General features: G+C 68.3%; 23 protein-coding genes. 7 read left to right on the plus strand and 16 right to left on the minus strand.

Features of this window, described 5'->3' with window-relative positions; translation table 11 throughout:
- The 7 genes from VNW74_RS18410 to VNW74_RS18440 all read right to left on the minus strand — a co-directional run.
- Positions 1 to 218, minus strand: a 218-nt coding sequence (locus VNW74_RS18410) for a thioredoxin family protein (protein ID WP_325679368.1), incomplete at its 3' end; no start/stop codon positions are given.
- Positions 219 to 231: 13 nt separating this feature from the next.
- A complete protein-coding gene (gene trxB, locus VNW74_RS18415; RefSeq protein ID WP_325679370.1) occupies positions 232 to 1230 on the minus strand; it encodes a thioredoxin-disulfide reductase in 999 nt (332 codons plus the stop codon).
- An 83-nt stretch (positions 1231 to 1313) separates the two neighbouring features.
- The gene (locus tag VNW74_RS18420; RefSeq protein ID WP_325679372.1) at positions 1314 to 2078 is read right to left on the minus strand and encodes a hypothetical protein; all 765 of its coding nucleotides are present in this window, start codon (positions 2076 to 2078) and stop codon (positions 1314 to 1316) included.
- 64 nt (positions 2079 to 2142) lie between these two features.
- A complete protein-coding gene (gene sigM / locus VNW74_RS18425; RefSeq protein WP_325679374.1) occupies positions 2143 to 2730 on the minus strand; it encodes an RNA polymerase sigma factor SigM in 588 nt (195 codons plus the stop codon).
- 57 nt (positions 2731 to 2787) lie between these two features.
- Positions 2788 to 6423 (minus strand): murein biosynthesis integral membrane protein MurJ, encoded by a 3636-nt coding sequence (gene murJ, locus VNW74_RS18430; protein WP_414686718.1) that lies wholly within the window; start codon positions 6421 to 6423, stop codon positions 2788 to 2790.
- 113 nt (positions 6424 to 6536) lie between these two features.
- On the minus strand, positions 6537 to 9035 hold the full coding sequence (locus VNW74_RS18435) for a DUF6049 family protein (RefSeq protein WP_325679377.1): 2499 nt from the start codon (positions 9033 to 9035) through the stop codon (positions 6537 to 6539).
- Between the two features lie 30 nt (positions 9036 to 9065).
- A complete protein-coding gene (locus VNW74_RS18440; protein ID WP_325679379.1) occupies positions 9066 to 9815 on the minus strand; it encodes an NUDIX hydrolase in 750 nt (249 codons plus the stop codon).
- 87 nt (positions 9816 to 9902) lie between these two features.
- Between VNW74_RS18440 and VNW74_RS18445 the strand changes: the two genes are divergently transcribed.
- From VNW74_RS18445 to mbtN, 5 genes are read left to right on the plus strand one after another with little or no spacing between them, the layout of a single operon-like run.
- A complete protein-coding gene (locus tag VNW74_RS18445; protein ID WP_325679381.1) occupies positions 9903 to 11357 on the plus strand; it encodes a CCA tRNA nucleotidyltransferase in 1455 nt (484 codons plus the stop codon).
- A 24-nt stretch (positions 11358 to 11381) separates the two neighbouring features.
- On the plus strand, positions 11382 to 11939 hold the full coding sequence (locus tag VNW74_RS18450) for a pullulanase (RefSeq protein ID WP_325679383.1): 558 nt from the start codon (positions 11382 to 11384) through the stop codon (positions 11937 to 11939).
- A gap of 39 nt (positions 11940 to 11978) precedes the next feature.
- Positions 11979 to 12245 carry an acyl carrier protein gene (locus tag VNW74_RS18455; RefSeq protein WP_414686717.1) on the plus strand — a complete coding sequence of 89 codons (267 nt, stop codon included), beginning with the start codon at positions 11979 to 11981 and terminating at the stop codon, positions 12243 to 12245.
- The gene (gene mbtM, locus VNW74_RS18460) at positions 12242 to 13837 is read left to right on the plus strand and encodes a long-chain-fatty acid--ACP ligase MbtM (RefSeq protein WP_325679385.1); all 1596 of its coding nucleotides are present in this window, start codon (positions 12242 to 12244) and stop codon (positions 13835 to 13837) included. The genes VNW74_RS18455 and mbtM overlap by 4 nt, the downstream gene beginning before the upstream one ends.
- Positions 13838 to 13850: 13 nt before the next feature.
- On the plus strand, positions 13851 to 14999 hold the full coding sequence (mbtN, locus tag VNW74_RS18465; protein WP_325679408.1) for a mycobactin biosynthesis acyl-ACP dehydrogenase MbtN: 1149 nt from the start codon (positions 13851 to 13853) through the stop codon (positions 14997 to 14999).
- On the opposite strand, the gene VNW74_RS18470 is transcribed toward mbtN, so the two are convergent.
- From VNW74_RS18470 to VNW74_RS18480, 3 genes are all read right to left on the minus strand, one after another.
- Positions 14966 to 15577, minus strand: coding sequence for a GNAT family N-acetyltransferase (locus tag VNW74_RS18470; RefSeq protein WP_325679387.1), 612 nt, complete (start codon positions 15575 to 15577; stop codon positions 14966 to 14968). The two genes, mbtN and VNW74_RS18470, sit on opposite strands and share 34 nt — an antisense overlap.
- 115 nt (positions 15578 to 15692) lie before the next feature.
- Entirely contained in the window at positions 15693 to 16466 is a 774-nt protein-coding gene (locus VNW74_RS18475) for a TIGR03084 family metal-binding protein (RefSeq protein WP_325679389.1), read from the minus strand.
- A 27-nt stretch (positions 16467 to 16493) separates the two neighbouring features.
- The gene (locus VNW74_RS18480; protein WP_325679391.1) at positions 16494 to 17765 is read right to left on the minus strand and encodes an MFS transporter; all 1272 of its coding nucleotides are present in this window, start codon (positions 17763 to 17765) and stop codon (positions 16494 to 16496) included.
- A gap of 137 nt (positions 17766 to 17902) precedes the next feature.
- Between VNW74_RS18480 and VNW74_RS18485 the strand changes: the two genes are divergently transcribed.
- The gene (locus VNW74_RS18485) at positions 17903 to 18511 is read left to right on the plus strand and encodes a YqgE/AlgH family protein (RefSeq protein WP_325679393.1); all 609 of its coding nucleotides are present in this window, start codon (positions 17903 to 17905) and stop codon (positions 18509 to 18511) included.
- Here the strand turns inward: VNW74_RS18485 and VNW74_RS18490 are convergent.
- Genes VNW74_RS18490 through VNW74_RS18500 form a run of 3 tightly spaced genes read right to left on the minus strand, consistent with a single transcriptional unit; the run spans position 18508 to position 20860 of the window.
- Entirely contained in the window at positions 18508 to 19518 is a 1011-nt protein-coding gene (locus tag VNW74_RS18490; RefSeq protein WP_325679410.1) for a bile acid:sodium symporter family protein, read from the minus strand. The genes VNW74_RS18485 and VNW74_RS18490 overlap by 4 nt on opposite strands.
- Before the next feature lie 22 nt (positions 19519 to 19540).
- Positions 19541 to 19894, minus strand: coding sequence for a hypothetical protein (locus tag VNW74_RS18495; RefSeq protein ID WP_325679394.1), 354 nt, complete (start codon positions 19892 to 19894; stop codon positions 19541 to 19543).
- A gap of 45 nt (positions 19895 to 19939) precedes the next feature.
- Positions 19940 to 20860: an LpqN/LpqT family lipoprotein gene (locus VNW74_RS18500; RefSeq protein WP_325679396.1), complete on the minus strand. Its 921-nt coding sequence runs from the start codon at positions 20858 to 20860 to the stop codon at positions 19940 to 19942.
- Positions 20861 to 21060: 200 nt separating this feature from the next.
- Here VNW74_RS18500 and leuS point away from each other — a divergent pair, with 200 nt between their 5' ends.
- Positions 21061 to 23970: a leucine--tRNA ligase gene (leuS, locus tag VNW74_RS18505; RefSeq protein WP_325679398.1), complete on the plus strand. Its 2910-nt coding sequence runs from the start codon at positions 21061 to 21063 to the stop codon at positions 23968 to 23970.
- A gap of 16 nt (positions 23971 to 23986) precedes the next feature.
- Here the strand turns inward: leuS and VNW74_RS18510 are convergent, their stop codons facing one another.
- The 3 genes from VNW74_RS18510 to VNW74_RS18520 form a co-directional block, all read right to left on the minus strand.
- Positions 23987 to 24652 carry an SDR family oxidoreductase gene (locus VNW74_RS18510; protein ID WP_325679400.1) on the minus strand — a complete coding sequence of 222 codons (666 nt, stop codon included), beginning with the start codon at positions 24650 to 24652 and terminating at the stop codon, positions 23987 to 23989.
- 35 nt (positions 24653 to 24687) lie between these two features.
- Positions 24688 to 25194 (minus strand): MarR family winged helix-turn-helix transcriptional regulator, encoded by a 507-nt coding sequence (locus tag VNW74_RS18515; protein WP_325679402.1) that lies wholly within the window; start codon positions 25192 to 25194, stop codon positions 24688 to 24690.
- Between the two features lie 55 nt (positions 25195 to 25249).
- A partial coding sequence (locus VNW74_RS18520; RefSeq protein ID WP_325679404.1) for an amino acid ABC transporter ATP-binding protein occupies positions 25250 to 25653 on the minus strand: 404 nt, incomplete at its 5' end.

Below are 25653 nucleotides of genomic sequence, written 5' to 3' on the forward strand. Positions count from 1 at the left end.
AAGTTGCGCGCGGTCTCGGGGTTTGCGTCGACATCGAGTTTGGCGACGGTGAGCTGCCCGGCGGTTTCGGCGGCGATCTCTGCCAGCACCGGCGCCACCATCTTGCACGGTCCGCACCAGGTAGCCCAAAAGTCAACTAGCACAGGCGTATTGCTAGCCAGTACTTCGCTTTCGAACGATGCGTCAGAGACGTCTACGGGTGAGCCGGTGTTAGTCATCGGGGTGCTCCAATCAAAGTGTCGCTGCTGCTGGGGTTTCGGTGGCGTTGGTCTGTGTACGCTCGCCCGGCTCTGCGAGCTCGGCCAACCAACGTTCGGCGTCAATCGCGGCGCTGCAACCGGTTCCGGCGGCGGTGACCGCCTGGCGGTAGGTGTGATCGACCAAGTCGCCGGCGGCGAACACCCCGTCCAGCGAGGTGTAGGTGGTGTTGTCCTTCACCAGCACGTACCCGTCCGGGTCCAGGTCCACCGCGCCGCGCAACAATTCCGACCGCGGATCGTGGCCGATTGCGACGAAGACCCCGGTCACGGCCAGCGTGGATTCCTTGCCGGTGGCGGTGTCGCGCAGCCGCAGGCCGGTCACCGTGGTGTCGCCCTCGACGGCTTCCACGACGCTGTTGGTGACGAAGCGGATCTTGTCGTTGCTGCGGGCCCGATCGAGCATGATCCTCGACGCCCGGAACTCCTCGCGGCGGTGCACGAGCGTGACACTGCGGGCGAACTTCGTCAAGAAGGTGGCCTCTTCCATCGCCGAGTCCCCGCCGCCGATCACGGCGATGTCCTGGTCGCGGAAGAAGAAACCGTCGCAGGTGGCACAGGAACTCACCCCTCTGCCCAGCAGCTCCTGCTCACCCGGCACCCCGAGGTAGCGCGCCGCGGCGCCCATCGCCAGGATGACCGCCCGCGCGTGCAACGTCTCGCCCTCGGCGGTGGTGACCGACTTGACCGGGCCGTCCAGCGACACCGATTCGACGTCTTCCATCCGCATGTCCGCACCGAACCGCAGCGCCTGCTCGCGCATCTGGTCCATCAATTCGGGACCCATGATCCCGTCCCGAAAACCGGGATAGTTCTCCACTTCGGTCGTGGTCATCAGCGCTCCGCCGAACGAGGTGCCCTCGAATACCACCGGCGCCAGTTGCGCGCGCGCCGCGTACAGCGCCGCAGTGTAACCGGCGGGTCCGGAGCCGATGATGATCACGTCGTGGACAGTGGTCGATGAGGAGCTCATACCAGCCTTTCGGATACCTAACCGTTCAACGAGCCGTTTAAATCAGTCGAACGCCAGGGTAGGCGGTGCTGTTCCCGCGAACACTACGGCCGGTTGACAATCCTGTCAGCCAACAGGCCGGTGTCCACCGAACTACACGTCGGCGCCACCGCGAGGGCCGTCACCGTGCCAGGCGTGTCGCCGGGCAGCACCAGCAGGACGGCCGGGCGTCCGGCGATCTCGACGGAGCGGGCAGCCAAAACCCGGGCGTCGGCCGGATAGCCCAGGCCGGCCAGGCATGACGTGCGGCGTTGTGGGTCGGCGAATGGGCCGGGGTCCGGTTGGCCGTCGAGCAGGGCGAGGATCTGTTGGTCCGACAACGGAATGGTCATCGGCGGGCGCGACACCGTGATGTGTTCCACGGTGGTCGGCCTGCTCGGTGTTGGCGGCGGCGCCGTGATCAGCGCGGCGGTTCCCAGCCAGACCGCCGCGGCGGCCGCGGCCAAACCAGCGATGGCGACGGCCACCCGCGCCGAACGTGGGAGGCGGCCGGGGCGGGCGGTGTGGGCGGCGCGCCGCTGGGAACGTTCCGGTCGCTCCGCGCGCAGCGCCGCGGTGACGCTGTCGACGACCTGCGGCGCGACTTCTGGAGCCGACGACGCGTCGGTGCCCAGCGCCGCGATATCGTGGCGGACCCGGATCAGCGCGTTCATCGTCTGCCGGGCGTCGGGGTCTGCGCGAACTTTCTTACGCAGCTGGGCAGCGGTGTCGTCGTCGAGTAGGCCTGCCTGCAGGTCGGCGAGGGCCTCCACCGTCAGCGGTGCATCGGCGCCCGCCTCGTCGCGTTCACCCGGCTCGACTCCGTCCATTTGCCTCAGTGTCCGTCATCGACAACCCGAATGCCACGCGGCGGTTCGCTCGCGACGCGGCCGGCTAGCCGGCCGGGCGGTGGGGCGCGGTGTCGCTTTCCAGGTAGCCAAGGATGGCGGCAAGTCGGGCCCGGGCGCGGGCGCAGCGACTCTTGACGGTGCCTTCGGCCACCCCGAGCATCGCCGCGGTGTCGGCCACCGAATAGCCGTGCATGTCGACGGCCACCACCGCGGCGCGCTGCTCGACGGGCAGCCGCATCAGCGCTCGGTGCACCGCAATCGCGGTGTCCACCTGCGCGGTTCGATCGGCCACCGGGTAGTCGTCGTCCAGCGCGGTGGTGGGATGAGTTTTGTTGCGGCGCAACCGGTCCAGGCAGGCGTTGACGACGATGCGATGTAACCAGCTGCCGACCGCGGCGTCGTGTCGAAAGGAGCCGGCGCTGCGGTGCGCCGAGACCATCGCGTCCTGCAGCGCGTCCTCGGCGTCCTCGCGGCTACGGCTCGTCAGCCGGGCCAGCCGGTGCAGTTGCCGGTGGTGACGGTAGAAGAGCTGCTCGAAGGCATAGCGATCGCCTGCGACGTGCGCGGCCAGTAATTCGGCGTCGCTGAGTTCTGGTAGACGGTCCTGCCGAACCCCGCGCCCGAAGCCCACGGCCGGACAGTAACCAATCGGTTGGTACCCGGCACTTCACCCGAGCGGGCCGATGTGTCAAGACGCGGCTTGCACCGTGACGTCGGCGATGCCGGAGCGGCTCTCGCCGTTGGTGGTACCCAGGGTCGAAATCCACACCAGCAGATACGACGTGGGCAGCGACGCCTTGACCGGGATGCTGTTGTGCCCCGGCTGCATCGACACCGGATAAGTCAGTGCGGTGGTGTCGTCGAGCTTGGCCGGTGTCGACGTCGCCGACGAACGGATCTGAATTTTCGTCCCGGTGCTGGCGAGGTTGACCGTCACGGCTCCCACCACGGTGGGTTTCGGCAGCTGGAGCAGCAAGCCGACGCCGCTTTTGAAGGCCGGGAACGGGACGGGGTCGTGGTAGGTGTCGGTTTCCCACGCGGTCGTCGGGTCACCGTCGATCGCCAGCCCGGCCTGGCCCGGGTTATCGCCCTGGCCGCCGGGCGAGAAGACCGACGCGCTCACCGGTTTCACCACGCTGCCCGCAGCTGAGCTGGCACTGGAGCTCGAACTCTCCGAGGGCGCATTGAGGCCCAACCGGTCCTTGTCCAGCCCACCGACGTCGCCGAACATCCGGCTGAGCACCGACGCCATGACCAGTAGTGCCACCACCAGGACGGCGGCGCCGGCACCGATCCAGATCGTCAGGACGCGGCGACGACGCACGCGTGCCTGCGCCTCCTCCTGCGCGGGCGGACGGGCCCGCGCCGGCCGCGCAGGTGCCGGTGGCGGGTCGGGAAGCGGACTCAACAGCTCGGTGCGGTCGGCGACCGCTGTCGCCTGCTGAAGGAGATTCAAAAGTGTTGCGGCACTGCGAATCCCGTCAACCTGAATCGAGTGCGTGGCCGCCGCGGAAATCTGGAACGGGATGTCCCGGTCGATCGAACTGGGTTCGACTGGCTGGCCGGTCGCATCCCGCGGTGCCGGCGCCATTTCGCTACGCATCCCAGACTCCGGCAGTGGCCAGCGGTTGACCAGCAGCGCGTACAGCGCGGCGCCGATGCCGCGAATGTCGTCTTCGGGGCTGGCGTCAGGCATGGTCGCGGGGAAGGCCAGCACCACGTCGCCTTCGATGCTGACTCGCACCCGGCCGGGATGGTCGACCGACAGCGCGACGCCGGCATGGTGGGCGGCCTCCGCTGCAGCAGCGAGGGTTTGCATCGCGCGGGCAGCGCCGACCGCGGAGGGTGAGGTGTCGGCGACCTCCTGCAGTGAACCACCCCGGATCCATTCGGTCACGACCAAGCCACCGGTGCCGGTGTGCACCACGTCGAGGACCCGCGCGATCCCGAGTTTGTCCACGCGGCTCAGCCGCATGGTGCGCGACAGGATCTCGCGAACCTGCTCGTCGGACAGCGCGCCGTCCGGATCGACGAAGGTCAGCGCCACCTGCCGATCCAGTGCAGTGTCCAGCGCCTGCCAGAACTGCAGGTGCGGCGCGCCGCCGTGGAAGACCAACAGCCGGTAGCGACCGCGGGCGATGCTGGCGCCGGGAACCAGGTGCGGGTCGTCCTGACGGGGCGATGGTTCGGCTGCCGACTCCATCGGATCACCGGCGGCGCCGAAATTCGTCGTTTCGAGGTCGGGATCCGCGGATGGTTCGCCGTTGGACCGCGTCGGTGGCTCCGGCGCCGAGACGGTGCCGACCTGAAGATCGAGCGGTACGTCGGGCTGGAAATCATCAGCGGCGGTTTCGGAGACAGCCTTGGATGAGGTGCTGTCCGATGGGCCGTCGGTCATCCCCGATCCTCTCCCCATCCCCTCCCCGGCTAATTGATCCGGAAGCCCGCGCCGAACGGGCTCTGGTACCGGATATCCCCCCGGCGTAGTCGAATTCCTTTGCTCAGGGTACGTGACATGACCGGGGCGCAACACCTCATCGGGTGCTGCGGATTTGCGGGCAGCGATGTTCATCGGCCCCTCCGGAGGGGCCGGAGCCGCTCGGCGAGGGGGCACTCGGCCCGCCGGCGCGGGCCGCAGCAGTTCGCGCGCGGGCGCCCCGGCGGGTTTGGCGCCGAGCCAGCGGCGGAAAACCGTCAGCGCCGCCTGTGCCTCCGGCACGCGCGCGCGCAGCATCACCAGGGCCACGATCGGCGCCATGATCACCGCGAGCACGAACAACCGCAACAGCGAGCCGGCGCCGCCGCCGTAGGCGGTGAGCCGTTGCATCCCCATCAGCTGGTCCACCACGTGCGCGATCAGCCCGGCCAGCAACGACGCCGTGATCGTGACCAGAATGGTCCGCACCTCCGCGACGCCGAGCAGGTGGCCGCCGGGGGGCCGCAGCGCCTTCCGAAGCAGGTAATAGCCGACGATGGCGCCGGCCAAAAACCCCAGGCCGTTGGCCAGGCCGAGGTAACCGGCGACCATGTCGGGATTGCCGGTGATGTGCGGCGCGAACAGTGAGCCGGCGATCTTGACGGCCGTAATGATGATGATGATCACGAGCGGTATCCATGGCTGTTCGCGGGCGTAGAAGACGCGCAACTCCAGCAGCACGACCGAGTACGGGATCAACGTGAACGCCGACAACGCGATCGCCGCGCCCAGGTAGCCGGCGTCGACGTCACCGAAATGACCGTAGGCGAACAGCGCACTGCCGATCGCCGGCCCGCCGACGGTCATGAACGCGACCGCCGGGATCAGTGTGATCATCGTCAATCGGCTGGCCAGCGAGAGGTCGGCCAGCACCCCCGGCGTGTCGTCGGCGGCCGCATTGCGGCTCAGTCGCGGCATCACCACGGTGAGCACTGTCACCCCGATCATGCCGAACGGCAGCATCAGCACCAGCCAGGTGTAGTTGTAGATCGCCGGACCGGAAGCGGCTGCCGTGCTGGCGATTTGGTTGGTGACGATCAGGCCGATCTGGCTGATCAGCACGTAGAACAGCATCGCGGCGGCCATCGCGCCGAAGCGTTTGAGCCGCTCGTCGATTCCCCATAGCGGGCGAAGGCTGATGCGCTGGCGCCGGATCGCGGCCAGCAGCACGACGGTCTGCGCGACCACCCCCAACGTGGTCCCGATGCCCAACACCAGCAGCTTGGCGTTGCCCATCTGCACCGGGTCCACCGACAGTTGCCCAGGTGTTGCCAGGTAGGCGCCCAGGGTGGCGATCGCGACGACGTTGTTGACGACGGGCGCCCAGGCCGGCGGCCCGAAAACGTTGCGGGTATTCAGGATGGCCATGAACACCGAGGAGAGGCCGTAGAAGATCACCTGCGGCAATAGCAGGTAGGCGAACGCGGTCGTCAGTGGCCCGTTGACCTGAGGGTTGCGGCCCAGCATCAACTGCACCAGCAGCGGGGCGGCTACCACCGACAGCAGCGTGGCCACCAGCAGCAAGGTGGTCGCCAGCGTCACCAGGCGTCGCACGAACGCCGCACCGCCGTCGGCGTCGTCTTGTTCTGCGCGCGCGAGCACCGGCACGAAGATCGCGGTGAACGTCGCCTCGAGCACCAGCGCAGCGACCAGGTTCGGGAGCTGGTTGGCGACCGTGAAGGCGCTGGACAGCGCGGCACCCAGGATCGCGGCCAGGATCACGATCCGGGCAAAACCGGTGAGCCGACTGACCAGGGTTGCCAACGCCATACCCCACGACCGGGAGACCAGCGCGGCGTCGGACAGCTCAGGGCGTGCCGGTGGCGGCGTGCCCTGCGACGACACCAACCCGGTCGGCGGCAGCGGCCCGGTCGGCGGTCCCGCGCGTCGCGGCGAGCGCGGGTGCCGGCCAGGTGGCCGCGATGGCTGCGCCGGTGGCGGCACCCGGCGGCCGACGGAACTCATACCCGATTCTCTTCGTCCACGCGGTGATCCGCCGGACGGTCTTTGCTGCGGGGCGTGTCGGGGGGATCCGGCGGGTCCCGCGGACGGTCGAGGTCGGCGGGGTCCGGTTGGCCGCGGAACCGGTGCCACAGACGTCGTCCCGCGAGCGTCACCAGCACCGCCGCCGCGCTCAGCGTGATCGCGAACAGCACCTTGCCGTAGGCATTCGAATGCACCGACAACCGCACCGGCACGCCCAGCGACACCCCGGCCGGAGTGCGCAACGTCACGTCGATCGCCACACGCTGGGTGAAGTTCACTTCGATCGGTACCCGCAGCGGCAGGTATCCCGGCGGCATCTCGATTTCGCCGGGATCGGTCACCCGCATACCCGGCGGGGCCTCGACGTGCAGTCGCACCCGGATCGGAACGGCCAGCCCGTTGTGCAGTGCCAGTGGGAGCGGGCTGTGTTCGGTGACCAGCGTGTAGGACCCGGTCGGGGTGACGATGGTGACCGCATCGAACAACTCATCGACCGCGCTTCCGACGATCTCTAACCGCCGTCGCGCCAGCCCGTTGCGGGTGTCGGGCCGTTCGGCCTGGCTGATGGCACGCAGCATGTCCTCGCGCAGCGGCGCGGTGTAGCTGACGCCGGTCAGTCCGGTTCGCGCATCGGTCGCCAACGCTGCGGTCAGCCCCCACAGCCGGCCCACCTCGTCAGCGATCTTGGCGACGACGTCGTTATCGAACCGGCCGCGTTCGCTCGCGCGGGGGCCGGGAAGTTGCGGTGTGCCGGTGACGGGTGGGATGGCTGAGGCATCGGCGATCAGCGAAGGCAGCGGCCGTGGCACCGCCAGGCCGGAGCGGATCGCGGTCGCCAGCGTGGTCAGAATGGCACCGGCGTCGTCGGAGCGCAGCTTCCAGTTGGTGGGCGGTAGCAAGACCTCGGCGCGCGGCGTGACCCCCGGTTGCAAGGTTCGCCACAGCATCGAGCCCAGCGCGTCCTCACGGCGGGCGGTGTCGGAGTCATGCTGAATCGGAACGGCGAGCGCGGCGTTCAGGTAGGTCGGGGCGACCGGGTCGGAGCCGGCCGCCGCGAAGGCAGCGCCGACGGCGGGGTCGAACGGCGCGATCACCACCTGCGGCGACAGCCGCCGCGGCGTGGTGTCCACCGACGCAGGCGCTGCGGCGGCGGGATCTTCCGCGGACGAGTCAGCGGCGGCGATCACCACGGTGTTGCCGTTGGCGCTCAACAGGTTCAGGGCTCCGCGGGTCAGCGAGCCGTCCGGGATCAGGGTGGCGCCGTGGACCGCGGTAACGCCGAGGATTTGATCGACAACCTCGCCGGCGGAGCTGGTGGCGATCGTGCCGAGCCCGGGATCACCGACCCGTTGCACCGCGTCGAGGTCGGCCTGGGCATAGGGCAGTGGGGCCACACACATCCGGTGCGCCAGTGCGCGCAACCGGTCCAACCAGCTCACCGCCGCGGCCTGCCCGGTCCCCGGGTGCGTCGGGGTCCCCGGTTGTTGGGCGGCGCCGTCGGGGGAGTCGGAGACGATGTAACCGCCGGTCATCGCATTGACGGTGACCAGCAGGTCCGGGTCGACGGCCAGACACAGCGATCGGCTTACGGCGCCGTCGGGGTCGACGTCGCGGCTGGTCGCGAACTCGGCCGCGGCCAGCAGGACGTCCAGCCGGCCGCCGCTGGCCAGCGACGTCGCCAGCTCGTCGTCCATCAATCGCACCGGTATCGTGCCGCCCGGTACACCGGGCGCCAGCCGGGGGCGGTCGGCCAGCGGCCACAACATGGTGATCGGCACGGGTTTGGAGGTGTCGGGCGCGACGACCCCGCGAAGCGCGTCGCGGGAGGTGTCCAGCGGATCCGGTGGTACTCCCACCACCGGGAGCAGGAACCGGGCGTTGTCGAGGCGTGCGGGTTCGCCGTAGTCGGGTGTTCCGTTGACGTTGACCAGCAGTGGGTAGACACCGGGCTTGCCGATCCCCAGCGAAGGTTTGGTCAGCGAGCGGACCGGGGCCGACAGCGTGAAGCCCACCTTGTGGCCGCGCTGGAGCTCGCTGGAGACCGTCAGGAAATCGGCAACCGGCTGGTATTGGTCGGTGTTGCCGTCGAGGTCGGTGCGCAGCGCCGCCGATGCGCTCACCGCCGGGGCATGTTCGAGGCGAATCACGACGTCGCGGACCGGACGGTCGCCGACGTTGGTCACGGTTCCGGCGACGGTGACGACCGGCTCGCTGGTCGTGGTGACCGTCTGCGGGGTCACCTGGTCGATCCGGACCTGCACGAACGGTGTTGCGCCGGGCTCGCCCGCGGCGGCGCGCGGCACGGCGGTGGGCAGTGTCAGGCCGGTCAGGATGCCGGCCACCACGGCGAGGCGCAAGACCGCCGCCCGGAGCTGCGGCCTCAAGGCGCCGCTCGCACCCGCAACCGGGGGGTGCCCGCACGCCGCCTCGCCGCGGCGCGGCTGGGCGTGCCCCCACATTGCTTTGCTCTGCATCGTCTTCGGCGGCTGACGTCCTTCGGGCCCTTAGGGCCCGGGACCTCGACCGTTCTTCCGGCCACGCACCGACTCGTCGGGCCGACGGTTTCGGGTGCGCGAATGCGTTTGCGGGCGCCGCCGCGGCGAGCTAGGTGGCAGTGGCGGCAACGCGGCCGGGCCGTCGGTCTGCAGCTTGTCGATCAGTTCGTCGGCCACCTCGGCCAGCCGGCGTTCGTCGGCGTAGGCCAGCCGTGACGGCAGCTCGGGGATCGGCACCCACGCCACCTCGGCGACCTCGACGTCGTCGTCGGACAACTCTCCACCCGAGCAGCGCATCAAATAATGGTGCACGGTCTTGTGCACCCGCCGCCCGTCGGTGACGAACCAGTAGTCGATTCGGCCCAGCGCCGCCAGCACGCTGCCCTGAATCCCGGTCTCCTCAGCGACCTCGCGAATCGCGGTCTGCTCGGCCGTCTCACCCTGCTCGATGTGGCCTTTGGGCAGCGACCACAGCATCCGGCCGCGCCGGTCGACGCGTCCGATGAGCGCGGCCACCTGCTCTTCTCGCGGCCTATCGATACCGTCGATGACCAATCCGCCGGCCGAGGTTTCGTGCACGGTGCGCAGTCGCTCAGGTCCCCGGCGGGCGGAACGGGCCCGGCCGGGCTTTTCCACTCCGGCAGGTGTGACGCCGTCGATCGCCCCGTTGTCGGTTTGGCCCTGGACGGACGAGGCGCTGCGACGACCGCGGCGCCTCCCGCGGCGCCGACGTGGTTGCGCTTTTTCGCCGTCGGACACCCAAGCGATAGTAGCTGGCGTGCCCAGACGCTCCCGGCCGCACTCGCCGGTCGTGCGTTGCCCCGCGGCAGATTAGGCTCATCGAACGTGCCCGAAGCTGCCCAGGACGCCGATCTGCTGACCGCGGCTGCGGTTGCCCTGAACAGGCACGCCGAGCTGCTGCGCGAGCTCGGCTCGGTGTTCGCCGCGGCGGGCCACGAGTTGTATTTGGTGGGCGGGTCGGTGCGGGATGCGCTGATGGGCCGGCTGAGCCCCGACCTGGACTTCGCTACAAACGCGCGGCCGGAGCAGGTGCAAAAGCTGCTGCGGCCGCGGGTGGATGCATTGTGGGACACGGGTATCGAGTTCGGCACCATCGGTGCCGGCAAAGGTGAGCGTCGGCTGGAGATCACCACCTTCCGCGCCGACCGCTACAACCGGGTGTCGCGCAACCCGGAAGTGCGGTTCGGCGACTCGTTGGACGACGATCTGGTGCGTCGCGATTTCACCGTGAACGCGATGGCAGTGCGCATCACGTCGGCCGGAGCCGGCGAATTCGTCGATCCGCTGGGCGGTTTGGCCGCGCTGCGCGCTGGTGTGCTGGATACGCCGGCAACCCCGTCGGAGTCCTTCGGCGACGACCCGCTGCGGATGCTGCGCGCCGCGCGGTTCGTCTCGCAGCTGGGCTTCACGGTCGCCCCGCGGGTGCGATCGGCAATCGAGGAAATGGCGCCGGAGCTGGCCCGGATCACCGCCGAGCGGGTAGCGGCGGAACTGGACAAGCTGCTGCTGGGCGACGACCCGGCCGCCGGCATCGAGCTGATGGTGCAGACCGGGATGGGCGACGTGGTGCTAGCCGAGGTCGGCGGCATGCAAATGGCGATCGACGAGCACCACCAGCACAAAGACGTCTACCAGCATTCACTGACGGTGCTGCGCCAAGCGATCGCGCTGGAAGACCCCCTTCCAGACGGAGGCCCGGATCTCGTTTTGCGCTGGGCGGCGCTGCTGCACGACATCGGCAAGCCCGCCACCCGCAAGCATGAGCCAGACGGCGGAGTCAGTTTCCACCATCATGAGGTGGTCGGCGCCAAGATGACTCGAAAGCGGTTGCGTGCCTTGAAATATTCCAAACAGATGGTCGACGACGTCTCGCAGCTGGTGTATCTGCACCTGCGTTTCCATGGTTACGGCGAGGGCAGGTGGACCGACTCGGCGGTGCGTCGCTACGTCACCGACGCGGGACCGCTGTTGCCCCGGCTGCACAAGCTGGTGCGGGCCGACTGCACCACCCGCAACAAGCGACGAGCCGCCCGGCTGCAAGCCAACTACGACAACCTCGAAGCGCGCATCGCCGAACTGGCCGCAAAGGAAGACCTGCAGCGGGTCCGTCCCGATTTGGACGGCAACGAAATCATGGAACTGCTGGGCATCCCGCCGGGCCCGCAGGTGGGGGAGGCGTGGGACTACCTCAAAGAATTGCGGTTGGACCGTGGACCGCTGAGCCGTGACGAGGCGACGGCCGAGCTGATGACCTGGTGGCGCTCCCGCGGGAACCAATAGCGGCTCGACGGCGTCCCACCCGGCATGGAGTACTGCTTGGGCGACGGGGATGGAACGGCGACGATCTGGGAGCGCGGCCCTGATCTCGACCTGGATGGTGACGGCCGGCTGGATGCCGTCGGTCTGGATCTCGACGGCGACGGACTGGCCGATGACGCCCTGGCCGACCTCGACGGCGACGGCCAGGCCGACCATGCCGTGCTCGATCTCGACAACGACGGCACCGCGGAAAGCTACTTCACCGACGACGGATCGGGGACCTGGGCGGTGGCCGTGAGCCCGCCGCGAGCGGGCCACCCCTCGCAGGGAAATCCCGCCGGGGGACAACTCCGCTGGCTGGGCCTGGACGGCGTCGAGCACACCGGCGGGCCGCTGGTGGACTTCGACGGCGACGGTCAGGCCGACGACCGGCTGCTCGACAGCGACGGGAACGGGCTGGCCGACCGGGCGATCTCCGCCGACGAGAACGGCGTGACCGGTTACGTCGATACCGACGGCGACGGACGTTGGGACGTCAAGCTGACCGATACCGACGGCGACGGCGCCGCCGATGCGGCCAGCGCGCTGCAGCCAAAACCGTAGGCCCCCTTTCCGCGCACCCGGGCGGTACTGTGACGGCCCATGGACGTGGAGCAGGCACTCCCCGACTCGGTGAGCCACGCGCTTGAAGAGATACTGCGCGACGACCTCAACGTCGATATCAGCCGGGTGACCCGCGATTCCCGGCTGGTGGATGACGTGGGCCTGGACTCGGTGGCTTTTGCGGTGGGCATGGTGGCGATCGAGGACAAGCTCGGGGTGGTGATTTCCGAACAAGAGCTGCTGACCTGCGACACCGTCGGCGACCTGGAGAAAGTGATCCGGGCAAAGGTGGCGGTCACCCAGTGACCGTGCTGGCGTCCGCGTTGGCCCGGTCGATGCGCACATCAGCTCACGACCTGGTGGTCTTCGACAGGGCGGGCGAAACCTGGACGCGGCATCCCTGGCCGCGGGTCCACGCGCGCGCTGAGAGTATCGCCGCGCGCATCCTCGACGACGACGAACCGGGCGCCGTCGGGCTGGTCGGCGAACCGACCGCGGACTTCGTCGCGGCTGTCCAGGGCGCCTGGTTGGCCGGCCAGAGTGTGTCGATCCTGCCCGGGCCGGTCCGCGGTGCCGACCCGCAGCGCTGGGCGCAAGCGACGCTCACCCGGTTCACCGGACTCGGTGTGCGCATGGTGTTCAGCCACGGCGATGAGCGCGGCGTGCTCGCCGCCGCTGGCGGGCCGCTACCGGTCGTCGACATCGGCGCTGTCGCGGCGGCGAACCGCTCGGCGAACGTCGCGCCGACTGACAGCGCCCCCGGCAGGGCTGCGGTGCTGCAGGGCACCGCGGGATCTACCGGAACCCCACGCACCGTGCAGCTGTCGCCCGGCGCGGTGCTCAGCAACGTCAACGGTTTGCTCACCGCGTTCGCGGTAAACCCGGCCGAGGATGTCGGCTGCACATGGCTACCGCTCTACCACGACATGGGTCTGACGTTCCTGCTCAGCGGAGCACTGTCCGGTAGCCCGTTCTGGCTCGCTCCCACCGCGGCCTTCGCGGCATCCCCGTTTCGGTGGCTGAGGTGGCTCAGCGAGAGCGGCGCGACGATGACCGTGGCGCCGAACATGGCTTACAGCATGATCGGCAAGTACGCGCGGCTGGTCTCCGACGTCGACCTCGGCCGGGTGCGGGTCACGATCAACGGCGGCGAACCGGTCGACTGCGCGGCGATGGACCGGTTCGCGACGGCGTTGAGCGGTTTCGGGTTTAGCGCCAGCGCGATGGCGCCGTCCTACGGCCTGGCCGAATCCACGTGCGCGGTCACGGTCCCGGCACCTGGAACCGGCGCGCTATGCGACGAGGTACGTTCTGCGGTAACCGATTCCGAGAGCACGGCGCCGCGCCGGCACGCGATCCTCGGCCAGCCGATACCCGGTATGGAGGTGCGCATCGGCCCGGCGTCGGAGCAGTCCGCGGAGGTCCTCGATCGCGAGGTCGGCGAGGTCGAGATCCGGGGCACGTCGATGATGTCGGGATATGTTGGCGAGGCGCCGCTGAAGCCCGGAACCTGGTTCCCTACTGGCGATTTAGGCTACCTCACCGACGACGGGCTGGTGGTGTGCGGCCGGGCCAAGGAGATCATCACGATCGCGGGCCGCAACGTTTTCCCCACCGAGATCGAGCGCGTGGCCGCCGAAATCCGCGGCGTGCGCGAGGGAGCGGTGGTGGCGGTTGGCAACGACGACGCAATACGTCCGGGGCTGATCATCACCGCCGAGTTCCGCGGCCCCGACGAGCCCGGTGCTCGCAGCGAGCTAGTCGCCAAGGTGGCGTCCGAATGCGGCGTCGTGCCGTCCGATGTGGTGTTCGTCAAGCCGGGATCACTGCCACGGACCTCGTCGGGCAAGCTGCGGCGACTGGAAGTCAAGCGCAACCTGACGGCGGCGACCACATGACCGATCCGCGGGGCTGAGCATCGAGGAATACCGGGCGCTCCTAGACAACGTATTCGACGAGCAAGTCATCGGCTGGACCGCGGAAGCCGAAGCCAGCGAGAGGTTTCCGCGCAAGCTGATCGAGCACCTCGGACAAAGTGGGGTATTCGCGCACAAGTGGGGCGAGGGGCAACACCCCGACGTGGCCAAGCTCGTCGCTCTCGCGTTCGCTCTCGGCCGACTGGGCTCGGCGGGCATCGGCGTCGGGGTCAGCCTGCACGACTCAGCGATCGCGATCCTGCGCCGATTCGGCCGGTCGGATTATCTGACGGACATCTGCGAGCAGGCCATCCGAGGCGAGGCGGTGCTGTGCATCGGCGCGTCCGAGGAGTCCGGTGGTTCCGACCTGCAGATCGTCGAGACCGAAGTACGTTCCGCGCGAAACGGATTCGAGGTCCGCGGAGTCAAGAAGTTTGTGTCGCTGTCGCCCATCGCCGACCACATCATGGTGGTGGCGCGCGGTGTGGATCACGACGAAAACAGCCGGCACGGCAACGTGTTGGTGATCGCGGTTCCGACGTCGCAGACCGATGTCCAGGTGCCCTACCGCAAAGTCGGCGCGGGGCCGCTGGACACCGCTGCGGTGCATATCGACACCTGGGTTCCGGCGGATGCGCTCATCGCCCGACCCGGGACCGGGCTGGCCGCGATCTCCTGGGGACTGGCGCACGAGCGCATGTCGATTGCCGGGCAAGTCGTTTCGGGGTGTCAGCGGGCGCTCGGCATCACCCACGCCCGGATGGTGCACCGCCGCCAATTCGGCGCCACGCTCTTCGAGCACCAGGCCCTTCGCCTGCGCGTCGCCGACCTGCAGGCCCGCGTCGATCTGCTGCGGCACGGGCTCAACGGCATCGCTGCCGAAGGTCGCCTCGACCTGCGCGCGGCAGCTGCGGCGAAGGTCACCGCGGCACGGCTGGGCGAAGAGGTGTTGTCCGAGTGCATGCACATCTTCGGCGGCGCCGGTTACCTGGTGGACGAAACCCCGATCGGCAGGTGGTGGCGCGACATGAAGCTGGCCCGGGTCGGCGGCGGCACCGACGAAGTGCTCTGGGAACTGGTAGCCGCGGCGATGAAACCCGATTACGACGGCTACGCCGAATTGATCGGGCGGGGCAACGCATAGAGCGCCATTCGGCGGTTGCTCATGTCGTGTTCGCCCAGAAAGGTGCAGCCGGCGAATTCGCACAACCGCCGCGCGCCGGTGTTGCGGTGGTCGGGGTCGAACATGATTCGGCGACACCGCGGTTCGAGTTCGAAGATGCTGGCGACAATGCGCGGCAGCAGAAACGGACCAAGACCCTTGTTGACGACCGTCAACTCGGCGATGGCCGCGTGCAACCCGATGTCGTAGGCGTCGGCTTGATACCGCGTTGCAATGGAATCCTTTGCCGCTCGGTACACTTCGACATAACCACCGTCTTGACCATGCATGCTGCCGACGAACGGCCGGGAGTAGTTGCCATCGAGCTGGGCGCGCAGGTATTTTCGCCAGCGCGACGCCGGCCAAGCAGACTCCCACGCCTCGGCCAGATGCGGCAAGCTCATCCACTCGGAGATCATGTCGGCGTCGGCGTCCGGATCGACGGGACGAAGCGCGTACGGCTCGCTCAGTATCGGGGTGGGCGGCGGCGGGACGTTGCGGACTTCGTCGGAAAGCCCGTCGGTCAACTCCCGCGGCAGGATCGGGACGACTTCAGTCATGTCGAGCGGCGAGCCTACCCGAGTAGGCCCGCCAGGTCAGCGCTCCCGTTACCGAGACTCATCGACCGGGACTCCTGCTAGTGGGTCCCGGCTCTCTTCGCGCGCTGGCGCGCGCTCATCGACCGGGACCCGGTGGGCCGGCGAAAGCTTGAGCGATCCGCAGCCACCGCTGCGCATCATCCCCCTCGGCCGTCAGGTCGAGATCGCGCAGCGCACGTCGCTGGGTGACCAGGAAGCAGAAGTCCTCGGCGCCACCGGTGACCCGCTGCGCGGCGTCCGGCGGCCCCCACGACCAGGTGCCGCCGTCGGGGGCACGTAGCTCGACGAGAAACGGCTCGGTGGGCGTGGGCAGCCCGTTGACAGCGAAGGCGTAGTCGCGGGCGCGCACCCCGATATGGGCGACGGACTGCAGCCGGGCGGTGGGTGGCCGCGTGACGCCGAGCGTGTCGGCGACGTCGAGCCCGTGCGCCCAGGTTTCCATCATGCGCGCCGTCGCCATCGACGCGGCGCTCATCGGCGGCCCGAACCACGGCAGCTTGCGGCCGTCGGGAACTGTCAGCAGCGCGTCGTGCAGCCGTGCACGGGTCAGCCGCCAGTCGGCGAGCAATTCGGCCGGCGCCGTGGCGGCGAGTTCGTCGGCCCCTGCGTTGACGAAGCCGATAGGGTCTGCCGCCGCGAGCTCCAGCAGCCCGGCGAAGGCCGCCTCGTCGGTGACCGCCGCCAGTGCCCCGCGGTCGGTCCACAACAGGTGTCCGATCTGATGCGCGATGGTCCAACCCGCGGCAGGCGTCGGCGCCGCCCAGCGATCCTCGGCAAGCGGTGTGACGAGCGCATCGAGCTCGTCGCTCTCCGCGCGGAGGTCGTCGACAATCTGCTGCAGAGCGGCCATCTGTGTACTTTAACGATTCCCGGCCGGCTAGCTTCGGCGGCCGACGATGCTGTGAACGGCCAGCCCGCACAGGTACAGCACGGACCCCGCTAACACCAGTGCGGGGGAGTGGCCGTCATCCGGACTGATGGTCGCCGCCACCGTGATCGCGCCGGTGAAAGCGACCCAGAACAGCGAATCCTGTACTGCGAACACGTGTCCGCGCAGGGCGTCGTCGACGTCGATCTGAATCGCGGTGTCAGCGCAAAGCTTGACGACTTGGCCGGCCGCACCCAGCAAGAACCCACACGTCACCATCACCGCCAGTTGCAGACCGGCTCCTGCAATCTGGATTACCGCGGCGATCGCCAGCGCTCCGTTGGCGGTCTTGTAGCGGCCCCAGCGCCGCACCGCGGGCGGGGTCACCACGTTGGCCAGAAATGATCCGGTCCCGGTCGCGGCCAGAAACAACATCGCGCCCCCCAAAGCACCGACGGATGCGGCGGCACCGCTGTGCACCAGCAGTAGTACCAGCAGCGAGTTGAGGCCGAAGACCATCCGGTGCGCCGCCAACCCGGAAAGGGTGGCCGCGACGGTGGGACGGTTCAGCACCGTGCGGATGCCGTGCATCCAGCCGGTGATCACCGCATAGATGACCGACCCGTGGATCGCTCGCTGGGTGTCGTCGGGACCGAGCACGTGGGCACCGAAGCGCAGCGACAGCAGCAGTGCGATCAACAACGGCACGATGACCAGCAAGATGATCGACGCGGCGCCGTTGTCGCCGGAACCGAGGATGGTGCGGGGTATCAGCATGAAGCTGGCGCCCGCGAAGGCGGCGAGCGCAGCGGTGGCCGACGCGATCGAGTTCATGGTGACAACCTGCTCGCGCGGCACCACATGAGGCAGGGCGGCGGACAGGCCGGAGGAGACGAATCGGGCCAGGCCGTTAACGACCAGCGCTCCGCACAGCACCAGCATGTCGCCGGCACCGACGACTAGACAGACTCCCACCAGGGCCACCGCCACCAGCCGGCCCAGGTTCGCGCCGACCAGCACCAGCCGACGGTCCCAGCGGTCCATCAGCGCACCGGCGAACGGGCCCAACAGCGAATACGGCAAGAACAGCACCGCGAAAGCACCGGCGATCGCCAGCGGGCGCACGGCCCGCTCGGGATTGAACAGCAGCGCTCCGGCCAGACCCGCCTGGAAGAGCCCGTCGCCGAACTGGCTTGCGGTGCGCAGTTCCAGCAGCCGCCAGAAATCGGGGAAGCTGCGCACCGAGCGCCAGACAGCGACAGGTGCGCGCGCGTGAGTCACTGAACCTACTTCCCCGTGTGGCCCCGGCGATCCGATCCGACATATGCCCGGGCATCAGCCCCCGTTAACAACAGTACAAATATCGTGGAGCGCGCTGGTTGTTCACCACAGCGGCACCGTGCGGATGCCATGATGGAGTGGTGGCGCAGCCCGAAGATCCGGAGGACTACATTGCCCCCGCCGCGCATCGAGTGCGAGCGGGCACATTGCTTCTGGCTAACACGGATCTGCTCGAGCCGACATTCCGCCGCAGCGTGATCTACATCGTCGAGCACAACGACGGGGGCACCCTGGGAGTGGTGCTGAATCGCCCCAGCGAGACCGCGGTCTACAACGTGTTGCCGCAGTGGGCCAAGTTGTCGGCAAAACCCAAGACGATGTTCATCGGGGGGCCGGTGAAGCGTGACGCGGCGCTGTGCCTTTCGGTGCTGCGGGTCGGCGCCGAGCCCGACGGCGTACCCGGCCTACGACACGTGGCCGGCCGGATGGTGATGGTCGATCTGGACGCCGACCCCGATTCGATCGCTCCCCTGGTGGAGGGCGTGCGAATCTACGCCGGATACTCCGGCTGGACGACCGGCCAGTTGGAGGGTGAGATCGAGCGCGACGACTGGATTGTGCTGTCGGCCTTGCCCTCTGACGTTCTGGTACAGCCACGGGTGGATCTGTGGGGGCGGGTGCTGCGGCGCCAACCGTTGCCGCTGTCGCTGCTGGCCACTCATCCGATCGACATCAGCCGCAACTAAGCGGGTGGGCCCGAGTCCGGCTCACCGTCGACCGGCTCCGGCAACCGATCACGAGACATTCGGCTGGCGATCACCGAGCACACCATGAGCTGAATCTGGTGAAAGATCATCAGCGGCAACATGATCACCCCGACAGTCGCGGCCGGGAAGAACACCAGCGCCATCGGGAGACCCGACGCCAAGCTCTTTTTCGAGCCGCAGAACAGCAGCACGATCCCGTCGCCGCGGTCGAGTCCGGCCAAGTTACCGATCAGCCGGGTGAACATCAGCACCGCCAGCAGCAGCGCGGTGTCGACGCCGGCCACCGCGACCAGTTGCCACGGATCGACGCTGCGCCAGATATGTTCCACCACGCCCATCGAGAACGCCGTGTACACGACCAGCAGTATCGATCCGCGATCGACGACTTTGGTCAATACCGAATGCCGGGCAATCCCGCCGGCGATCCACGGCCGCAATAATTGACCGAGCACGAATGGCAGCAGCAGCTGGAGCACGATGTCGCGGATCGCGGTGGCGTCCATGCGGGCTCCACCGCTGGTGTTCATCAGCAGCACGACCAGTAACGGCGTCAGCACCACGCCGATGATGTTGGACAGCGATGCGCTGACCAGCGCGGCCGAGACGTTGCCCCGCGCAATCGATGTGAACGCGATCGAAGACTGCACCGTTGATGGGACCAGACACAAAAACAGCAGCCCGTTGTACAAATCGAGGTTCAGGAGCCAGGGCACCAGCCCACGAGCGGCCAGTCCAAGCACCGGAAAGACCACGAACGTGGTGGCAAGCACCAGCAGGTGCAGTTGCCATCGCTTGACGCCCTGCCAGGCCTGCTGCGGCGACAACCGGGCACCGTAGAGGAAGAACAGCAACGCGATCACGGCCTTGGCGGCGACCGACATCACGTCCGCGGCGGCACCGTGAGCCGGCAGCAGAGCCGCCAGGGCGACCGTCGCCGCCATCGCCAACAGGAAGGTGTCTATCGGCAGGGCCGACAGGCGCTTCAGCACGAGTATCGGAGCGCAGCACTCAACGGCAGGCCAGGGTGCAGGTCGCGCAGCCGCCGCCGCAGTTCGCCGTCGCCGCTTCGCGCCGCAGCGCGTACCGCGCGCTCTGCAACGAGCCGACGGCCACGGTGCCGACGGCGCCTGCGATGCACACAGCGACGCACACCCCGACGAGCGGGAGCGCGGTGTCCCGCGGCGCGGCCAAGGCCGCCGCCCCGCCGGCGGCCAGCATTACCGCGGCCGCCAGCTGCGGTGGTGCCAGTGCGCGCGTCGTTACCCGAGCGGTGTCGGGGGCAACCGACCGCGACAACGACCACAAGCCGCGCGCGGCCATGACGACAGCCGCGCACACGCAGAGCACTCCGGCGATGAGCATGGGGCCACAATACGAGGCGGCCCGGTTCGCCGTCGCGCCCGGCTGCTAGTGGGGCAGCGCTGTCGGCGGCCCGGCCGCGGACGGCAGTGATGCGGCTACGGCGGGCGCCGCGGGCACCTGCGGTGGAGCGGGCGGTGGAGCCGGCGGTGGGTTGGACCCGGGCGGGCCGACCCGGAAGCCGTTGACGATGGCGTCGGTCGCCGGCGCTTCGCCGACCGCCGTGGCGGCGTCGGTCGTTACCGCCAGCGACGCCAGGTACTTGTCCGGTCCGGAGGTGACGATGACGTGGCGCCGCGAGGTGTTGAGCGTCATCTGGTTTTCGCGGTAGGTGCCTTCGATGATCGACGACGGGGAGCCGTTGAAATCGGCCAGCGAGGCATTGGTGCTGCGCCAGGCGGGCAGTTGTGCGCTGTCGAGATACCCGTGAGTGATGGCTTCCTTCGGATCGAAATCGCCGACCAGTCGGTACACCACCAGCTGGGCATTGGAGGTGTAGAGGCTGGTGCTGTGGCGATTGGCGGTCACCAGAAACGCATCGGGGACATTGGGGTCGGGCACCTGGGTCCAGCCGGGCGGCATGGGCAACGCGATGTCGAGCGCCTTGAAGTTCTGCGCCTGTTGCGGCTCCAGCTTGACGTTCTTGCTGCCGAAAAAGTCACGCAGCGTCCCGGACTGGGCCGGAACGAGCATCGGCACCGGCGCCGGCGCTGCCTGGGCCGGCGCGGGCGAGGCGGGAGGCACCGCGGGCACAGCGGCCGCCGTCCCCGGAATGGCGTTGCCGACCGCCCCGGGCGCGACCGCGACGGCCTGCGGCATCACCGGCGGGGCGGGGACCGGAACGGGATTGGGCCTGGGCGGAAAACCGGGCTCTGCCGACGCGACGGGGCAGCCAAAGCCCAGCACAGCCACGACGCCAACGGCTAGACCTGCGACCGCTACCCGCCAGCCACGGGCAATCTGCATCATGAGAGCCGGTCCTTCCCAGTCGCTCAGGGGCGAAGTATGAATCGGACTGTAACCAGCGGGGAGTGGGAGCTACCAGCCCTGGACAGGGTTGGAATAGACCTGGAATAGAGCTGGGATAAAGCCCTGATCGGTCCGCAACTCAACCGAGATAAACACGTGGCCGGCGGGCCCGTCACCGCGGCCCTTATAACCTGTTGGACGTGACCGACTCCCCAACGGCCGCGACGGACGCCCACCCGGCTGGCCAGGCCGAACCCGACGCCCCGCGACATCGATACACCGCGGAGCTGGCCGACCGCATCGAAGCGGCCTGGCAGGACAATTGGAACCGGATGGGAACCTTCAACGTGCCCAACCCGGTCGGGTCGCTGGCACCGTCGGATGGCACCGACCTCTTGAAGGCACCCGACGCCAAGATGTTCGTCCAGGACATGTTCCCGTATCCGTCCGGCGAGGGGCTGCACGTCGGTCATCCGCTGGGCTACATCGCCACGGACGTCTACGCCCGCTATTTCCGGATGATTGGCCGTAATGTGCTGCACGCGTTGGGTTTCGACGCGTTTGGCCTGCCCGCCGAGCAATACGCGGTGCAGACCGGCACGCACCCGCGCACCCGGACCGAGGCCAACATCGTCAACTTCCAGCGGCAATTGGGCCGGCTGGGCTTCGGCCACGACAACCGGCGAAGCTTTTCCACCACCGACGCCGAGTTCTACAAGTGGACGCAGTGGATCTTCCTGCAGATCTATGACGCGTGGTTCGACGCCGCCGCCAACAAAGCCCGGCCGATCGCCGACCTGGTCGCCGCATTCGATTCCGGCGACACGCAATTAGACGACGGCCGGGACTGGGTGGCGCTGTCGGCAGGCGAGCGCGCCGACGTGATCGACGCTCACCGCCTGGTCTACCGGGCGGATTCGATGGTGAACTGGTGCCCGGGGCTGGGCACCGTGCTGGCCAACGAAGAGGTCACCGCTGACGGCCGCAGCGACCGGGGGAACTTCCCGGTGTTCCGTAAGCGGTTGCGGCAGTGGATGATGCGGATCACCGCGTACTCCGACCGGCTGCTCGACGACCTCGATCTGCTGGACTGGCCGGAAAAGGTCAAAACCATGCAGCGCAACTGGATCGGCCGCTCCACCGGCGCCGCGGCGCTGTTCTCGGCGCGCACAACCGACGGCGAGACGGTGGACCTGGAGGTGTTCACCACCCGGCCGGACACCCTCTTCGGCGCCACCTATCTGGTGCTGGCACCCGAGCACGACCTAGTCGACCGACTGGTTGCAGCCGGTTGGCCCGACGGGGTGGACCCGCATTGGACCTTCGACGGCGCGACACCGGCGCAGGCCGTCGCCTCCTACCGGCAGACCATCAGCGCGAAGTCCGACTTGGAGCGCCAGGAGAACAAAACGAAGACCGGTGTTTTCCTGGGCAGTTATGCGACCAACCCGGCGAATGGCGAGCAGGTGCCGGTTTTCATCGCCGACTACGTGCTGGCCGGCTATGGCACCGGGGCGATCATGGCTGTTCCCGGCCACGATCAGCGCGACTGGGAGTTCGCCCACGAGTTCGGACTGCCGATCGTCGAAGTCATTGCCGGCGGCGATATTTCCGAGGCCGCCTACACCGGCGACGGGGCGCTGGTGAACTCGGGCTTTCTCAACGGAATGGACGTGGCGGCGGCCAAGGAAGCCATCACCGCGCGTTTGGAATCCGACGGTCGCGGCCGGGCCCGCATCGAATACAAGCTTCGCGACTGGCTCTTCGCGCGGCAACGCTACTGGGGCGAACCCTTCCCTATCGTCTACGACGGCGACGGGCGTCCGCACGCGTTGGGCGAGGCCGCGCTGCCGGTCGAATTGCCCGACGTCCCGGACTACGCACCCGTGCTGTTCGACCCCGACGATGCCGAAAGCGTTCCCGAGCCGCCGTTGGCCAAGGCCACAGACTGGGTGCACGTGGAGCTTGACCTCGGCGACGGGTTGAAGCCCTATACCCGCGACACCAACGTCATGCCGCAGTGGGCCGGCAGCTCCTGGTACGAGCTGCGTTACACCGACCCGCACAACTCAGAGCGGTTCTGCGCCCGGGAGAATGAGGCCTACTGGATGGGTCCAAGGCCGGCCCAGCACGGCCCCGACGATCCGGGTGGCGTCGACCTGTACGTCGGAGGCGCCGAACACGCGGTGTTGCACCTGCTGTATTCGCGGTTCTGGCACAAGGTGCTCTACGACCTGGGGCACGTCAGCTCCCGCGAGCCCTACCGGCGGCTGGTCAATCAGGGTTACATCCAGGCGTTCGCCTACACCGACGCCCGCGGGGCCTACGTGCCGGCCGCCGACGTGGTCGAACGCGACGGTGGGTTCGTCTACCCCGGGCCGGACGGGGAGATCGAAGTCTTCCAGGAATTCGGCAAGATCGGTAAGAGCCTGAAGAATTCGGTGTCGCCGGACGAGATGTGTGACGACTACGGCGCTGACACGCTGCGCGTGTACGAGATGTCGATGGGCCCGTTGGAGGCGTCGCGCCCGTGGGCCACCAAGGACGTCGTCGGGGCGCACCGCTTCCTGCAGCGGGTGTGGCGGCTGGTGATCGACGAGCAGACCGGCGACATCCGGGTCATCGACAACGCGGATCTCGACAGCGACACGCTGCGGTTGCTGCACCGCACCATCGCCGGTGTCTCCGAAGACTATGCGGCACTGCGTAATAACACTGCGGTGGCCAAACTGATCGAGTACACCAACCACCTCACCAAGCAACACCGCGATTCCGTTCCGCGCGCGGCGGTCGAGCCGCTGGTCCTGATGCTGGCGCCGTTGGCACCGCACTTGGCCGAGGAGTTGTGGCAGCGGCTGGGTAACCCGACGTCGCTCGCACACGGGCCGTTCCCGGTGGCCGACGCCGATTACCTGGTCGAAGACACCGTCGAATACCCCGTGCAAGTCAACGGAAAAGTGCGCGGCCGCATCACGGTGCCCGCCACCGCCGGCGCCGACGCTGTGGAAGCCGCTGCGCTGGCCGACGAGAAGGTGCAGACGTTTTTAGCGGGCGCGACACCGAAGAAGGTGATCGTGGTGGCCGGACGGCTGGTCAACCTGGTCGTCTGACTGTGTCTGTTCGCGCTCAACGCGGACGGAGCACCACCTCGTGGAGATGGCCGTCGGCCGGGGTGGCCACCACCTGGGCAACCACTTGCGCCACGGTGTCCGGCCGCAGGAATCGGACCGGGTCGTATTCGTGGCCCTCGAAAGACACCAGCGCGCGCTGCATGTCGGAGTCGGTGCGGCCGGGATACACGGTGGTCACCCGCAGTGTCGGTTCGCTCTGCCGCAGTGAGTCGGCGAAGGCGCGCAGCGCGAACTTGCTCGCTGAGTACGACGCCATGGTCCCCGACGCGTTGTGGCCCGTGCCGGAATTGATGAAGACAACCTGACCGCCCGCGCGTCGCAATGCGGGCAATAGCGCGAGCGTAAGGGCCACGGCGCCAATGACATTGACGTCGAATGTGGTACGCCATTGGTCGATGGTGGAGTCGGCGACCGGGCCGGGGAAGGAGACACCGGCGTTGTGCACCAGCACATCGAGGTCGCCGATGGGTGAGGTTGCGGCGGGGATCGCGTCGGCGTCGGTCAGGTCCAGGGGCACCGTCGTCGCGCCGAGCCGCTCTGCGGTGGCGTGCATCTGAGGCGAGGGCCGCCCGGCCAACAGCAGGGTGTGCGTCGGCGCCAGGGCGGTGGCGATGGCGGCGCCGATCCCGCGGCTAGCACCGGTGATAAGCGCGGTCCGCATGCCTGCCACCTTAGGGGCAGCAGGCTGTATCGGCTCTACGCCTCGTCGCCGGCGGCCTGAGCGGGCGCCGGGGTACCTACCGGCTCGCTGGCCGCCAGCCGCTCCAGTGGCGCCAGCGCTTTGGTCAGGGTCTCCAAGTCGGGCGCGGGGAGCTGGCCGAGCAGGGACGCCAGAGCCGCGATCCGATTGGTCAGCGACTCGCGGTGAACGGCCAACCCCCGCGGGGTGATGTCCACCAGCACGGCGCGTAGGTCCGATGGATCACGCGAGCGCTTGACCAGGCCGATCTTCTCGAGCCTGCGGATCGCGACGGTCGTGGTGGGTGTTCGGACGCGCTCGTGCGCGGCGAGATCGGTCATCCGGATCGGACCCTGATCGAGCAGAGTGAACAGGATCGACAGCTGGGCCAGCGTGAGGTCCCCGGCGGCTTCCTTGCTGGCGCTGGGGTCGCCGCGGCGCAGGATCGAGAACAATTTGGACAACGTGCGGTGAAGCCCCTCAGCCAGTTCGGTCTCCGACACCGTGGCTTCGCGTTCCGCCATAGTTCGCTAGTCTAACCTGTCTGGTGTTCAGCGGGCCTGGAAACCGGTTTTGCCGTCAAAGTACTTGCGACAAAAATCGCTGTAACCGCTCGGTTTCTGCCGCCTCGAAGATCTGGTCCGGCGGCCCGGTTTCGACTACCTGACCGTGGTCCATGAAGACGACGGTGTCGGATGTCGACTTGGCGAAACCCATTTCGTGGGTGACCACCAGCATCGTCATGCCGTCGGCACCCAAATCCGCGATCAGCGCCAGGATGCCTTTGACCAGTTCGGGATCCAGCGCCGAGGTCGCTTCATCGAAGAGCATCACTTGCGGCGCCATCGCCAGCGCCCGGGCGATCGCCACCCTTTGCTGTTGGCCGCCCGACACGGCACCGGGGCGGCAATCGGCCTTGTGCTTCATGCCGACGCGGTCAAGTTGCGCCAGCCCCAACTCGCGAGCCGCGTCGCCGGAGAGTC

Origin of the sequence: Mycobacterium sp. (assembly GCF_035570115.1) — a bacterium.
Classification (GTDB): Bacteria; Actinomycetota; Actinomycetes; order Mycobacteriales; family Mycobacteriaceae; genus Mycobacterium.

What these genes read in the sequence shown, in the direction of transcription:
- VNW74_RS18500 (WP_325679396.1), bottom strand. Translation starts at nt 20,860, where the DNA reads ATGATGCAGATTGCCCGTGGCTGGCGGGTAGCGGTCGCAGGTCTAGCC.
- VNW74_RS18435 (WP_325679377.1), bottom strand. Translation starts at nt 9,035, where the DNA reads ATGCAGAGCAAAGCAATGTGGGGGCACGCCCAGCCGCGCCGCGGCGAG.
- VNW74_RS18470 (WP_325679387.1), bottom strand. Translation starts at nt 15,577, where the DNA reads ATGACTGAAGTCGTCCCGATCCTGCCGCGGGAGTTGACCGACGGGCTT.
- trxB (WP_325679370.1), bottom strand. Translation starts at nt 1,230, where the DNA reads ATGAGCTCCTCATCGACCACTGTCCACGACGTGATCATCATCGGCTCC.
- VNW74_RS18475 (WP_325679389.1), bottom strand. Translation starts at nt 16,466, where the DNA reads ATGGCCGCTCTGCAGCAGATTGTCGACGACCTCCGCGCGGAGAGCGAC.
- VNW74_RS18420 (WP_325679372.1), bottom strand. Translation starts at nt 2,078, where the DNA reads ATGGACGGAGTCGAGCCGGGTGAACGCGACGAGGCGGGCGCCGATGCA.
- VNW74_RS18450 (WP_325679383.1), top strand. Translation starts at nt 11,382, where the DNA reads ATGGAGTACTGCTTGGGCGACGGGGATGGAACGGCGACGATCTGGGAG.
- VNW74_RS18510 (WP_325679400.1), bottom strand. Translation starts at nt 24,652, where the DNA reads ATGCGGACCGCGCTTATCACCGGTGCTAGCCGCGGGATCGGCGCCGCC.
- VNW74_RS18515 (WP_325679402.1), bottom strand. Translation starts at nt 25,194, where the DNA reads ATGGCGGAACGCGAAGCCACGGTGTCGGAGACCGAACTGGCTGAGGGG.
- VNW74_RS18455 (WP_414686717.1), top strand. Translation starts at nt 11,979, where the DNA reads ATGGACGTGGAGCAGGCACTCCCCGACTCGGTGAGCCACGCGCTTGAA.
- VNW74_RS18495 (WP_325679394.1), bottom strand. Translation starts at nt 19,894, where the DNA reads ATGCTCATCGCCGGAGTGCTCTGCGTGTGCGCGGCTGTCGTCATGGCC.